Below are 14185 nucleotides of genomic sequence, written 5' to 3' on the forward strand. Positions count from 1 at the left end.
GTCAGGGGGGTGTTTTGCGTGCGGCACCGGATCGCACCGCTGTGCGGCACCGGATCGCACCACTTCCCTTCGGGCAGGGCGCCGGGCAAGGCTCAGCCCCGCGCTTCCCGCCCCGGGGCCTGCGGTCACGTATTCGGCGGGCCCGGATAAGGCGTCACTCATGCCCCAGCCGTGCTGGCTCTCCCGCCTGCGCCTGCATTAAACCGGCTGATTTCGGACTCCCCCAAGGGATTTCGGCCGTTTCTTGCGATCGCAACTACCCAAGGATTGGGCCTGATTACGCTGCGTTCGTGGGGCTGTTCCGACCGTACGAGCCCGGGAAGGGTGTGGTTCGCTGTGCCTGCGCTGCCGACGACGACTGAGGAACGCCTGGGAAATCTCCGTGACGTCCTCGGCGGAGTGAGGCCCGGACGCGCAACGGCCGCCGACAGCACATGCACCGCTCCGCGAATGTGCTGGTCACGGAGGTTCGTTCGGGCCCTGCCGCGCATCGCCTGCGCAGCCCGTGCCGCCGATCCCGCCCCCAGGCGCTGAGCGTTCAAGCCAAGGGCGCCCTGCGGCGCAGACCACGGCCGCGGCTTCTTCACCCCTCCTTCTTCACCACTCGACAGGTCCCCATTCGTCGGGCTACGCCATGGAAGGGAGCCGGGAATTCCGCATTCCCGCAGAACCGGTTCCCCTGCCCTTGAACCGACTGTGGTCTGTTCGAACCAACTTGACGGTAAATGCATTTACGTTCGAGTTGTCAATATGGGTCATGAAAGGAATAAGAGTCCAGATGCCGCTCTCTTTCGAAGGCAACGGGAAGCTGTCGGCACAGCGCGAGCAATTTGCAGACTCGGGGTACATCGTCCTACCCGGCCTCATACCCCCATCGTTACAGGACCGGCTCACGCCCGAAGTGGACCGCTGGGTGGACGACGGACTGCGTTCACATTCCATAGCGGCCTGTAGCGACCCCGGCCCCGGCCTCCCGCCGCCCGTGATGGAACTGGAGCTGCCCGCACACGGTGAACTCCTCACCCACGAGCCGCTGTTGCAGTTGATCGCGGAACTCATGGACACGCCGTTCGCCTTTCACCATCTGCACAGCGACCGGCACGGTCCCGGTATCCCCGGCAAACCGTGGCACCACGACTGCGAGTCGAACGACCTGGACGACCCCAAGCTGTTGATGGTGCACGCGCTGCACTACCTCGGGGGCCTCGACGGCACGATCGGCAGCCTCACGATCATGCCCGGCTCCCATCGCGAGCCCTGGAGCAAGTCCGCGCTCGCCCACCTCGGCACTGCCGAACTGCCCGGCGAGGTGGTGATCGACTCCTTGCCGCCCGGCTCGACCGTACTGGTCAACTCCGCCCTGGTACATGCCCGCAGACCCGCACCCAGCCCGCCCGGCACCGCGCCCCGCTACTTCGTCGACGCGTGTTACTGCCAGACCGGGGCGCGCTGGCGGCCGGTGAAACCGTACTGGCGGCACATGCTCGCCACGGCCCGGGCCCTCGGCCTCGACGGCGGGCGGTGGCCCGAACTGTTCGCGGAACGGCATTTCACCGAGTACGCCCGGTCCGCGTGAGAAGGAGTGGCACTGATGGAGATCATGAGCCCGGTCACCTTCGACGCGGTACTCACCGCCTTCCGCCAGGACCATCCCGTGGCGCGCGACCACGGGAACAACACCAATCAGGACGCCGAAAATGTCCTGTTCCTGGCCGACAAGCTCTTCAGCACCTGGTCGAAGGCACGGCTGTCCCGCGCCGAATTCCGCGAAGTGATGCTGCCCTGGCACCTGAGTGAGGGCGGTGGGTTCGAACTCGTACCCCGCACCGGGCGGACGGTCGGCCGGGCCGCGGACCTGCTGCGCTCGCGCGCGGCGGAGCTGGCCGCCGCCAACCCCGACTGCACGGCGAAGATCACCCAGTTCCGCGACTCCCCCTTCACCTCCGTCTACCTGAGCACCAGCCCGGTGACGCACGACCACTACGCGGACCTTCCCACCGACGGAGGCCTCGTCCACCTCGACGGGCTGCACCGTCTGCTCGCCTGGGAACTGTCCGGGCGGCTGTCACTGACGGAAGGGCTGACCGTCTACATCGCCGGTGATCCCGCCCCGGGCGCCCCGGACTCCGTGAGCGGCAGCACACCGAACGCCACCCCCGGAGGTCGACGAACATGACAGACGCGACGCGCTCCCCGAGTTCTCCGAGCCCTCTGAGTTCCCCGAGTCCTCTGCATCCTCTGAATCCTCTGAGTTCTTCGAGCTCCCTGCCCGAACTGCTCATGCACAACGCCCTGACCTATCCGGACCGGCCCGCCCTCAGCGACGGCACGCGCACCTTCGACCACCGCCGCCTCGACACCGTGGCCGGACATGTCGCGGCCCGCCTCACCGATCTGGGGACCGGCCGCGGCGACCGGGTGGCGCTGCTGGGTGCCCGGGACACCCGGGTGTGTGCGCTGTTGCACGGCATCCTGCGCTCGGGAGCCGCCGCCGTACTGGTCGATCCGGGGTGGAGCCCGGACGATGTACGCCGGAGGCTGGACGCCGTCGAGGTGCGCCAGGTCCTCACGTCGACCCCACGGCTGCGTGCCCCCGAGCCGTACCGCACCGAGTTCGTCGACGTCGACACGCTCGCCAAGACCGATCCCGCCGACCCGCCCGTCGTCCTCCCCCTGGCACCCGACGACCTCGCCTACCTGTCCTTCACCTCGGGGTCGAGCGGGGAGCCGAAGGCCGTCGCGGTCACCCACGCCAACGCCGTGCACTACGCGCGGTCCCTGCGCGACCGGCTGGGGCTCACCGCTGCCGACGCGCCCTGCTTCGCCCACGTCACCACTCTCGCCGCCGACCTCGGTCACACCTCCTGGCTGCTCGCGCTGGCGACCGCCGGATCGGTGCATGTCGTCCCCGACGACCGGACACGCGACCCGGAGGCGTTCTGGCGCTCGCTGCGGGACGCCGGGGTGTCGGTGCTCAAGACCACCCCCTCGCACCTGACAGCGCTGCTGGCCGGCCGGCCGTCGCACGGCCCCGCCCTGGACACCCTCGTCCTCGGCGGCGAGGCACTGCCCCGGTCCCTCGCCGCGAGCCTCCTCCAGGACGGCGTCACCGCGCGGGTCGCCAACCACTACGGGCCGACCGAGACGACCGTCGGCGCCACCTGCTTCCTCGCGTCCAGCGTGGCCGAACTGCCCGCGGACGAAGCCACCGTGCCCATCGGCACCGCCATCGGCGAGGTCGGACTGCGGCTGGCGCCCGACCCGGCGGAGGGCGAACTCCACATCGGCGGAAAGGGTGTGAGTGCCGGGTACTTCGGGCGGCCGGCGGAGACCGCGCAGAGTTTCGTCACGTACCGGGGGCTGCGGGAGTACCGGACGGGCGATGTGTGCCGCCGCCGGCCGGACGGGAACCTCGTCTTCGTCGGCCGGTCCGACCGTCAGACCAAGGTCCGGGGCTTCCGTGTCGACCCCGCCGAGATCGAGCACGCCATCGAGGAGTTCCCCGGTGTCCGCCAGTGCGCGGTGATCGTGCGCGCCAACCCCGCGGGCAGCCAGCTGGTGGCCGCCGTACGGCTGACCGGCCATCGCGACGAGGACGAGGCGCTCGCCGCGCTCCGCTCGCACCTGTGCGACCGGTTGCCCGACCACTCCGTCCCGCAGCCGATCCTCGCCGTCCCTGACCTTCCGTTCGGGGCGAACGGAAAGCTCGACCGGGACCGCCTGAGCAGTCTCGTGTCCGGCCTCATCCAGTCCCGGGCGCGCACGGCACACCCCGGACCGGCCACCCCGGCAGGAGACACCGACCGGGCCACGGCGTCGCTGGCGCACACCATCGCGAAGCTGTGGGCGGACGCGCTGGGCCTGCCCCTGGTCGACCAGCACGCCGACGTACTGGACCTGGGCGGCGACTCGATCCTCGCGATGCGCACCATCGCGGCTCTGCGCCGCCGCGGCCACCGCGTCGCTTTCGAGGATTTCTACGAGAACCCGACCCCCGCCCGGCTGGCAGCGGCGGCGGCCGGGTCCGCACGGTGTCTTCCGCGGCCGCGTTCCGACGCGACCGCCGAGCGGGGCCGGCTCGCTCCCGCGCAGAACTGGTTCTTCCGACAGCCCATCGACGCACCACGGCACTGGAACCAGTCCGTGCTGCTGCGGTGCCGGGTACGTGTGGACGCCGGGGCCCTGTCGGCGGCGGTCCGGGCCGTACTGCACCGCCATGCGGCGCTGCGCCGGACGCTCGGCCCCGGCGGTCCCGGGCGCACCAGGCCCGGGGACGACGTGGACGCGGTGAGCCACTCCCGGCTGCGGGCCGCCGACTCCGTGCCCGAGACGGTCGGTGCGGTCTGCACCGAGCTGCACCGCAGCCTCGACCCCGAGGCCGGACGGCTGCTGAGGGTGCATCTGTTCTCCGGCGGGCCCGGCATGGACGACCGGCTCGCGCTGCTCGCCCACCACCTCGTCGTCGACGGGCTGTCGTGGCGCATCCTGCTCGACGACCTCGCCACCGCCTACCGGGCCGCGCTGTCCGGCCGGCCGGCCGCCCTCCCGCCGGCCGCCGACTTCTACGCGTGGGCCGCCGCCACGCCCCCGACCACCGCCGTGCACCCGCCCGTCGCGCCCCGGCTTCCCGTGGACGAGGCCACCGGTGGTACCGAACCGGCAGCCCTCACCTGGTGTCTCGACGAGCGGGCGACCGGACGCCTCGTCGAGCGCCACGGGCGGGCCCAGCATCTCGAAGCGGTGCTGCTCTCGGCGTTCGCCGACGCCACGCTGGCCTGGAGCGGTCAGCGGAGGCTCGGGGTGGAGGTGGAGACCCACGGCCGGGAGACCGGCAGTGACGACGGGCAGTACCTGGAGACGGTGGGCTGGTTCACGGCCGTCAAGTGGCTGGCCATCGACGCGGCGCACGGCGCACGGCGGGTGCCCGATGTCGAGGACCTCGTCCGGCGGGCACCCCAGCTACCGATGGACGTCGAAGGGGTACGCCCCGAGGCCGGGTTCAACTTCCTGGGCACGTTCCGGCTGCCCGAAGACCCGTCCCTGGGCTGGTCGGTGGCGGACGAGCAGGCCGGCGCGGCCCGCTGTCCCAGCGGCGACTCGCTCTACCGGCTCCGCCTCACCGCCCGGATCACCGACGGCAGGCTGGTGACCGATCTGGTGTACGCCTGGCCGCAGTTGGCCCACGACAGCGCGGAGCGGATCTTCACCGCCTTCTCCCACGCGGTGGCCGGTGCGGCGGGCACCGGTGCTCCCCCTCACGTCAGAGCGACGGTGTCCCCCTCCGGCCAACTGCTGCACCGGGGCGCCGAACCGTCCCGGGGCGGCTGGCGAGTGGTGCGCGAGCCGGCGCCCGTGCTGCTGACCGGGGCGACCGGCTATCTGGGCCGGCACCTGCTCACCGAACTGGCAGGGCGCGGCGCCCGGGTGACCTGTCTGGTGCGCGGGAGCAGCGACGCCGATGCGGCCCGGCGGCTCGGCGGCGCCGACGTGGTCGCCGGCGACATCACCCAGGAGGGCCTCGGCCTCTCTCCCGCCGGTCTCGCACAGGCCCGTACGGCCCGTGTCGTCGTGCACGCCGCCGCGGACGTCCGGCTGGTCGCGGCACCCGCCGAACTGGAGCGGACCAACAACGGCGCGGTGCGGCGGCTGCTCGACTGGGTCGACGCCCACGCTCCCGGGGCCCGGCTGCACCACATCTCCACGCTGGCCGTCGCGGGCAGCGTGGAGGGTCCCGTACGCCGGTTCAGCGAGGCGGATCTCCACATCGGCCAGAGCTTCCGGACCCCGTACGAGAAGGTGAAGTTCGGGGCGGAGGAGACCGTGCGTGCCTGGGCCGCGTCCGGCCGCCAGGCCTACATCCACCGCAGCGGCCACATCGCGGCGCACAGCGGGACCGGGGCCTTCCAGGACAACATCGCCGCCAACCGGATCTATCAGACCGTCCGCGGCTACGTACTGGCCGGTGCGGCGCCGAGCCGGCCGTCGACGACGTTCGAGTTCTCCCACGTGGACACCGTGGCGGAGGGGATCGCGGCGATCGCGACCTACCCGTACGCGGCACCGGGCGTCTACCACGTCGAGTCGCCGCACATCGTCACGCACGACGACCTGGTGACGTGGATGACCCACCACGGCTATCCCGTCCGGCTGACGGACGACGCCACGTTCGCCACGGCGCTGGCCCGCGCCGAGCGGCACCATGCGGACATGGCCGGTATCGCCTCGGCCTGGTCACAGCTCGCCGACCGGAACGTCGTCGTCGACAGCGCGTGGACCAACGCGGTGCTCGACCGGCTCGGGGTGCGCTTCGCCGAGCCGACCGCCCGCTGGTGGTCGGCCGCACTGTCCTGGGCGGCCGGCGTCGGCTTCCTCCCGGCGGCCGTCGCCTCCCCCGACGGAACCGGGCCGCTCGCCGGAGCACCCTGTTCCTCCCCCGGCCGGCCCTGACCGCCGGCCCGCACCACCACCCTGCCCACCGACCCACCCCAGGAAGTGAAGCCATGACCCAGCTCTCCCCGGTCCTGAAGCAGGCCACCCCCGTGATCGCCACCCGTGGGGAGGGGATGTACCTCTATGACGCCGACGACCGGCGCTACCTCGACTTCACGGCCGGGGTCGGCGTGACCAGCACCGGGCACTGCCACCCCCGGGTCGTCGAAGCCGTGCGACGACAGGCGGGCCAACTGATCCACGGGCAGTACACGACCGTGCTGCACGACCAGTTGCTCACGCTGACGGAGCGGCTGGGCGAGGTGCTGCCCGCCGGTCTGGACTCGCTGTTCTATCTGAACTCGGGCAGCGAGGCGGTGGAGGCGGCACTGCGGCTCGCCCGGCAGGCCACCGGCAGGCAGAACGTGATCGTGTTCGACGGGTCCTTCCACGGGCGCACCATGGGCGCGGCGGCGATGAGTACCGCGGGCACCCGCTTCCGCGCCGGAATCGGACCGCTGATGCCGGGGGTCGCGGTGGCGCCCTTCCCGTACGCCTTCCGGCTCTCGATGAGTGATGAGGAGGCCGTCGAGCACGCGCTGCGCGGTCTCGACCATGTGCTGGCCACGGTCAGCGCACCCGCCGAAACCGCCGCGATGTTCATCGAACCGGTCCTGGGCGAGGGCGGTTTCGTGCCTGCCCCACCGAGCTTCCTGGCCGGGCTCCGGGAGCGTGCGGACCGGCACGGGATCCTGCTGGTGGCCGACGAGATCCAGTCCGGCTTCGGGCGGACCGGAGCGTTCTGGGCCCACCAGCACTCCCCCGGTCTCGTACCGGATGTGGTGATCACCGCCAAGGGCCTGGCCAGCGGCTTCCCGTTGTCCGCGATCGCCGCGTCCACCGAACTGATGAGCCGGGCCTGGCCGGGATCGCAGGGCGGTACCTACGGCGGAAACGCCGTGGCCTGTGCCGCCGCGCTCGCCACTCTCGATGTCATCCGCGACGAGGGCCTGGTGGCGAACGCCGCCGAACAGGGACGCCTGCTGGCGGACGGCCTGCGCAGGACCGCCGCCGATGTCCCCGCCATCGCCGATGTCCGGGGCGCGGGCCTGATGCTGGGCAACGAGTTCTGCCGGCCCGACGGCTCCCCCGACGCCGCGACGGCCCAGCGCGTCCAGCGCGCCGCCGCCGATCTCGGACTGCTGCTGCTCACCTGCGGGGTCCACAGCAATGTCGTACGGATGCTCCCGGCGCTGGTCGTCACGGGCGCGCAGGTCGGCGAGGCGCTCGGGCTGTGGGACAAGGCCGTCGCCACGGCCACCCGGTGAACGCCCCCACGACTCCCGGAAGGACTGATCACGTCATGACCAACACCGCGACCGGCAGCACCGGCTGGACCAGCGAGTACCTGGAGTCCGCACGCGACGTGTGGTCCTTGTCGATCAGCGACGAGGACCGCCGGCTGCTGTGGACCGACTCGCTGGCCCGGCGCTGGGGCGAGGGCGAGGCGGCCTGCGCGACGACGCGCTCGTTCATCCGGGAGAGCCTGGACGCCGTGGGCTTCGCACGGATCCAGAACCTCATGTCCCCGGACGCGTCCGACGCCGACCTCATCACCGGCCTGTCGTTCGTCCTGGACGAGGTGGGCGGGGCCGTACCGCAGAACGCCGATGGCGACCTGTGGACGGTTCTGCGTGACCGCGACGGCGACGGCGCCACTGAGCTCGGCTTCCACTGCGACACCTGCGACGTGCTCGTCCTGCTGTGCCTCCAGCCGGCCGCTGACGGCGGCGGCAACACCAAGCTGGCCAGTGCGCGGCTCGTCCACGACATCATCCAGCGGGAAAGGCCGGACGTACTGGCCCTGCTCAAGGAGGAGTGGACGTTCGACCGGACCGGGCGCGCGGGCCGGCAGATCCTCGTCACCCCCATCCTGTTCACGCAGGACGACGGGACCGTCGGCTGCTACTACCAGACCCGGACGGTACGGGCGTCCGCGAACCTCGACGCCCGCCGGCTCGAAGCCCTCGACTACCTGGACGAGGTGCTCTACCGCCCGGAGATCGCCTTCGGGCTGCGGCTGGCCGCGGGCGATCTGCTGATGATCCGCAACAGCCGGGTGCTGCACGGCCGTTCGCCCTACATCGACGTACCGGGTCCGCCGGCCCGCCGGATCCTGCGCGCCTGGATGAACGAGCGGTGACCGGCCACGGCAAGATCGGTGTCGTCACCGGTGGCGGCAGCGGCCTCGGACGGGCAGCCGCGCTGGCTCTGCTGGACCAGGGGTGGTCGCTCGCGCTGGCCGGCCGGCGCGAGGAAGCGCTCGAAGAGACCGTCGAACTGTCGGGCGCCGGCCCGGACCGGGTGATCTCCGTGCCCACCGACATCAGCAGCCCGACCGCTGTCGCGGCGCTCTTCGGGACGGTACGCAGCCACTTCGGCCGACTGGACCTGCTGTTCAACAACGCGGGCGCGGCCGTACCGCGCAGGCCGGTCACGGAGGTGCCGTTCGAGGACTGGAGCCGGGTGATGGACACCACCGTCACCGGAACATTCCTGTGCGCGCAGGAGGCGTTCCGCGTCATGCGCGACCAGACCCCACGAGGCGGTCGCATCATCAACAACGGTGCGCCGTCCGCGCATTCACCCCGCCCCAACGCCATCGCCTACACCACGGCCAAGCACGCGGTGCTCGGTCTGACCAGAGCCCTGTCGCTGGACGGCCGCCCCTACACCATCTCCTGCGGGCAGATCGACGTGGGCAACGTGGCCCCGGTGGACGGCAGTCCACAGCCGCCCGCGATGCAGGCCGACGGAACGATGGCGGTGGAGGCCACCGTCCCCGTGGCGCGCTTCACCGAGGCGCTGCTGCTGATGGCATCGATGCCCCTGGACACCAATGTGCAGTTCCTCACGGTCCTGCCCACGACGATGCCCTACATCGGCCGGGGGTGACGCGATGCTGATCAGCGCACGTTCCTTCGACGAGTACCGGGCGATGTTCGCGCTCTCGGACGACGACCTCGCCCTGCGCATCCTGGACTGCCCGGGCGGGGCGGCGAGCTTCACGGCCGAGGCGGGGGAGCGGGGCGCCGACGTCGTCGCGGTCGACCCGCAGTACGGTCCGCTCCGTCACCAGCTGGGGAAACTGGCCCAGCGGGAGATCGAGCACAAGCATCAGTACGTGACGGACCACGCGTCGGGTTTCGTGTGGGACTGGTTCGGCGACGCCGAGCGGTACACACAGCTGCGGACCCGGTCAGCACGCGCCTTCGCCACCGATATCGCGGCCCGTCCGGACCGCTACGTCGAAGGCGCACTGCCCCGGCTTCCCTTCCCCGACCGCTCCTTCGACCTCGTACTCAGCTCGCACCTGCTGTTCTCCTACGGGGCGCAGCTGAGCGAGGAATTCCACCTGAGCGCACTGCTCGAACTGGTCCGGGTGGCCCGCCGGGAGGTGCGGCTCTTCCCCGTGGTGCTGCACACCAGCGACCGCCGCTATGCGGCGTTGGACCGGCTGCGCGGCGCGCTCGACGACCGGGGGGTGCCGTCGCGGCTCAGCCGGGTCGATTACGAGTTCCAGCCGGGCGGCAACGAGAGCCTCGTCCTCGACTGCGCCGATCACTGCCCGTTGCCCACGGCCAGGCCCGGCGCCGATGCCCATGACCCGGTGCGCTGGCGACACCTCGATGCGGCGGGCGAACCCCACCTGTCCGCACCCCGCGCCACACCCCCGGGCCACGAGCCGCCCTCGTCCCCGGCGCCCGGTGGACACCGGGGGGAGGCCTCACCCTGAACCACGGATACCGGCGGCCGGCGGCGCCTTCCGGGATCGGCGCCCCGCTCGCCCGGTGACCGCACAGCAGGAAATGTCCCGTCATATCTCCGTCGTGTGTCACGGGCCGCGCACTCCCGTGTCACAGGAGTGTCTTGGTCGGCCCATCCCCTGAACCTGGTCGGTGCCATCCGTATCGGAGTAGGAAGAACGGCCTGCCTGGCAGGGAACTTCGAGCCTTCCAACCTACGGAGAAGCAGATGCGCATTCAGAAGATCTCGGTCCTCACCCTCGTCGCCGTGGCCGCCGGGCTCTCGCTCACGGCCTGCGACAAGGGCAGCGACAGCGCCGGCGCTCCCGCCGGTTCGAGTTCCACCAGCTCCGGCAGCCAGGCCGGCTCGACCAAGACCGACTCCGCCGCCAGCGGGACGGGGACCAACGTCTCCAGCAAGGCCGGCTCCGGCGCGCAGCCGGGAACCGCGCACATCCCGAGCGCCTGCCGGACCGCGAACCTGGGGTTCACCGTCTCGGGTGGCATGGCGGAGGGCCAGCTGATCGTCAACCTCAAGAACACCGGCGCCGCCGTCTGCACGATGCACGGCTTCCCGGGTGTGGACCTCAAGGGCCGCGACGGCACCATCAGCGCCACCCGCACCGATCTCACCGCGCACACGGTCAGTGTGGCGCCCGGCCAGGAGACCCGCTTCACCCTGAACTACCCGCCGAACAACTCCGGCGGCTCCGGCGTCACGTTCACCCGCCTGGTGGTCACGCCGCCCAACGAGACCCACTCGCACACCATCGCCCAGAACATCAACATCCCCGCCAGCCAGTCCGCCCCCGCCATCACCGTCAACCCGGTCGGTTCGGGAAAATAACCGCCGCCGCCCGGACTCGGCTCCCCCGCGGCGCGGCGCGGCCCCATCGCGTACGGCCCCACCGCGCACATCCCCGGGCGGACGGAACCGCACACACCTGGTGGGGAGCCGTATGCCGCGGGCGGGTCCCTCCCGCATGCCGTGAGTGGGTGCGGCTCGTATGTCACGGGCGGGTGCGGCCGGTATGCCGCGAGTGGATGCTGCCATGACAGACGCTCCGGCCAACAGCGCTCCGCCCATCGGCCCTTGATCCCTGGGCGCCCCGTCCGGTTAGACTCTCGCGACTGCTCAGGGACCTCAGGGGAAGCAGGGCCGAACGGTGCCAGTGAAGAAGATCATTCTCTATATAGCAGTCGTTTTTGTGCTGTACACGATCATTACTTCGCCGGCCAGGTCCGCCGACCTCGTACAGGTAGGGTTCGAAGGGGTCTCCAACGCCGCGAAAAGTGTCGGTAAGTTCATGACCGAACTGGTGAGCTGAGCCCGTACATTCGTTCCATAAGGAGTGTCCCTTGATCCGCCACCTGGTCCTCTTCAAGCTCAACGAGGGCGTCTCACGTGACGAGCCCCGGGTCGTCGCCGGCGCCGAAGCGTTCGCGGAGCTCGGCGGGCTGATCCCGGAGACGGAGTTCTGGGAGTGCGCCTGGAACATCAGCGACCGGCCCATCGCCTACGACTTCGCGATCAACTCGGCCGTCCAGGACGCCGACGCACTGAAGCGCTACCTTGAGCACCCCGCCCACCAGGCGGCCGTCGGGCAGTGGAGCGAGTTCGCCACCTGGGTGATCGCCGACTACCCCTTCTGAACCAATCCCCGCACCACCCCTGAGCCCCCGCCCGAGCCGTTCGGGCGTACGGCCCTCCATCGTTTCCGATGGGGGGCTTTCTGCCGTTTAGACCGGTTTAGAGCCCTTTTTAACGTCAACACGACGTTATGAGGTGCTTGCACACAGTGCACATGTCTTGTGATGCTATGACCGCTTTTGACGGATGAGTTGACCAAAAAGTCGACGACAAAGGGGTGGCGTGACCGTGCCGGCCAGTACTGCGCCTGAAGTACCGCCCCAGACCGCCCTGTCCCAGACCAGCCAGACGCAGACCAGCCAGCCCCAGAACGGTCAAGCCCAGAGCGATCAAGCCCAGAACGGCCAAGCCCGGACCAGTCAAGCCCAGACCAGTCAAGCCCAGACCAGTCAGCCCCCGGCCGGCCAGGCGCCGGTCGAGGAGAGTCCGCCGCCCGCCAAGACCCGCGGTGCGGACACCCGGGCGCTGACCCAGGTACTGTTCGCCCAGCTCAAGGGGGTCGAGCCGGGCAGTGCCGAGCACACCAGGGTGCGCGCGGCACTGATCGAGGCGAATCTGCCGCTGGTCCGGTACGCCGCCGCCCGGTTCCGCAGCCGCAACGAGCCGATGGAGGACGTCGTCCAGGTCGGCACGATCGGGCTCATCAACGCCATCGACCGGTTCGATCCGGAGCGCGGGGTACAGTTCCCGACCTTCGCGATGCCGACCGTCGTCGGCGAGATCAAGCGCTACTTCCGCGACAACGTACGGACCGTCCACGTCCCCCGGCGGCTGCACGAGCTCTGGGTGCAGGTCACCGGGGCCACCGAGGACCTCACGACGATGCACGGCCGGTCCCCCACGACGGCGGAGATCGCCGAGCGGCTGCGCATCAGCGAGGAGGACGTCCTGTCCTGCATCGAGGCGGGCCGCTCGTACCACGCACAGTCGCTGGAGGCCGCCCAGGAGGGCGACGGGCTACCGGGACTGCTCGACCGGCTCGGTTACGAGGACCCGGCACTGGCCGGAGTCGAACACCGCGACCTGGTCCGGCATCTGCTCGTCCAGCTGCCCGAGCGGGAGCAGCGGATCCTGATGCTGCGCTACTACAGCAATCTGACGCAGTCACAGATCAGCCAGGAGCTGGGCGTCTCCCAGATGCACGTATCAAGACTGCTGGCCAGAAGCTTCGCCCGGCTCCGATCCGCAAACCGGATCGAGGCGTAACCGGTACGGGTGACCCTCGCCCGAAGAAGAAATGCCCCACACCCCCTCTTTCCGGCGCACATTTGTCGACTTGGCGCTACAGCGCGTTGCCGACATGTGACATTCTGCTGGAACCGCGTTTGCCGCAGTCCGCCCTCCGGTATTCAGGTGGAGGCTGCGTTCCTCCGACGGGAGCGTCCGCCGTGACCGTCCGCGACCTCAAGGGGGTGGCATGTCCGCAGAACAGGGCAGCTCGAAGGTGCTCACGAAAGACGCACCGGAGACACTCAGCTCCGAATTGCCGAGCTCAGGCGCCATCGACACCCGCACTCTGTCCCGCTCCCTCTTCCTGCGGCTCGCCGTGCTGGCCTCCCAGGAACCGGACAGCCCGGAGCGCACGTACGTACGCGACACACTGATCGAGCTCAACCTGCCGCTGGTGCGTTACGCGGCGGCCAGGTTCCGCAGCCGCAACGAGCCGATGGAGGACATCGTCCAGGTCGGTACGATCGGCCTGATCAAGGCGATCGACCGGTTCGACTGCGAACGCGGCGTCGAATTCCCGACGTTCGCGATGCCGACCATCGTCGGTGAGATCAAGCGCTTCTTCCGTGACACCTCCTGGTCGGTACGGGTACCGCGCCGCCTCCAGGAGCTGCGGCTCGCGCTGACCAAGGCCAGTGACGAGCTGGCCCAGAAGCTCGACCGCTCACCGACCGTCCCCGAACTCGCCCTGGCGCTGGGCGTATCGGAGGAGGACGTGGTCGACGGGCTCGCGGTGGGCAACGCGTACACCGCGTCCTCGCTCGACTCGCCCTCGCCCGAGGACGACGGCGGCGAGGGGTCGCTCGCGGACCGTCTCGGCTACGACGACACGGCACTTGAGGGAGTCGAGTACCGGGAGTCCCTGAAGCCTCTGCTGGCCAAACTGCCCCCGCGGGAACGGCAGATCATCATGCTGCGGTTCTTCGCCAACATGACCCAGTCACAGATCGGCGAGGAGGTCGGCATCTCTCAGATGCATGTCTCCCGGCTGCTCACGCGGACGCTGGCGCAGCTGCGCGAGGGCTTGATCGGGGAGTAGGCGGAAGCCGGCGAAAACGGGCAGGACGGG

General features: G+C 70.4%; 11 protein-coding genes. All 11 read left to right on the forward strand.

Translation table 11 applies throughout. The features are described from left to right. The first annotated feature begins 913 nt into the window (after positions 1 to 913). Entirely contained in the window at positions 914 to 1576 is a 663-nt protein-coding gene (locus OHB13_RS17795) for a hypothetical protein (protein ID WP_328377765.1), read from the forward strand. 15 nt (positions 1577 to 1591) lie between these two features. Beyond that, entirely contained in the window at positions 1592 to 2176 is a 585-nt protein-coding gene (locus tag OHB13_RS17800) for a DUF6309 family protein (RefSeq protein WP_266855344.1), read from the forward strand. 104 nt (positions 2177 to 2280) lie between these two features. Beyond that, positions 2281 to 6447, forward strand: a complete 4167-nt coding sequence (locus OHB13_RS17805; RefSeq protein WP_328377766.1) for an AMP-binding protein — start codon at positions 2281 to 2283, stop codon at positions 6445 to 6447. Positions 6448 to 6500: 53 nt separating this feature from the next. Then, on the forward strand, positions 6501 to 7757 hold the full coding sequence (locus OHB13_RS17810) for an aspartate aminotransferase family protein (RefSeq protein ID WP_328377767.1): 1257 nt from the start codon (positions 6501 to 6503) through the stop codon (positions 7755 to 7757). Positions 7758 to 7792: 35 nt separating this feature from the next. Continuing rightward, entirely contained in the window at positions 7793 to 8632 is an 840-nt protein-coding gene (locus tag OHB13_RS17815) for a TauD/TfdA family dioxygenase (RefSeq protein WP_328377768.1), read from the forward strand. Further along, a complete protein-coding gene (locus tag OHB13_RS17820) occupies positions 8629 to 9384 on the forward strand; it encodes an SDR family oxidoreductase (RefSeq protein ID WP_328377769.1) in 756 nt (251 codons plus the stop codon). Before OHB13_RS17815 ends, OHB13_RS17820 begins: the two co-directional genes overlap by 4 nt. Before the next feature lie 4 nt (positions 9385 to 9388). Continuing rightward, the gene (locus OHB13_RS17825; RefSeq protein WP_266855339.1) at positions 9389 to 10225 is read left to right on the forward strand and encodes a class I SAM-dependent methyltransferase; all 837 of its coding nucleotides are present in this window, start codon (positions 9389 to 9391) and stop codon (positions 10223 to 10225) included. A gap of 239 nt (positions 10226 to 10464) precedes the next feature. Beyond that, the gene (locus OHB13_RS17830; RefSeq protein ID WP_266855338.1) at positions 10465 to 11082 is read left to right on the forward strand and encodes a DUF4232 domain-containing protein; all 618 of its coding nucleotides are present in this window, start codon (positions 10465 to 10467) and stop codon (positions 11080 to 11082) included. Positions 11083 to 11594: 512 nt separating this feature from the next. Then, positions 11595 to 11888 (forward strand): Dabb family protein, encoded by a 294-nt coding sequence (locus tag OHB13_RS17835; protein ID WP_266855337.1) that lies wholly within the window; start codon positions 11595 to 11597, stop codon positions 11886 to 11888. A gap of 226 nt (positions 11889 to 12114) precedes the next feature. Beyond that, positions 12115 to 13092, forward strand: a complete 978-nt coding sequence (locus OHB13_RS17840) for an RNA polymerase sigma factor SigF (protein WP_328377770.1) — start codon at positions 12115 to 12117, stop codon at positions 13090 to 13092. Between the two features lie 211 nt (positions 13093 to 13303). Continuing rightward, entirely contained in the window at positions 13304 to 14155 is an 852-nt protein-coding gene (locus OHB13_RS17845) for an RNA polymerase sigma factor SigF (RefSeq protein ID WP_266855335.1), read from the forward strand. Positions 14156 to 14185 lie beyond the last annotated feature (30 nt).

Source organism: Streptomyces sp. NBC_00440 (genome assembly GCF_036014215.1).
Taxonomy (GTDB): Bacteria; Actinomycetota; Actinomycetes; order Streptomycetales; family Streptomycetaceae; genus Streptomyces.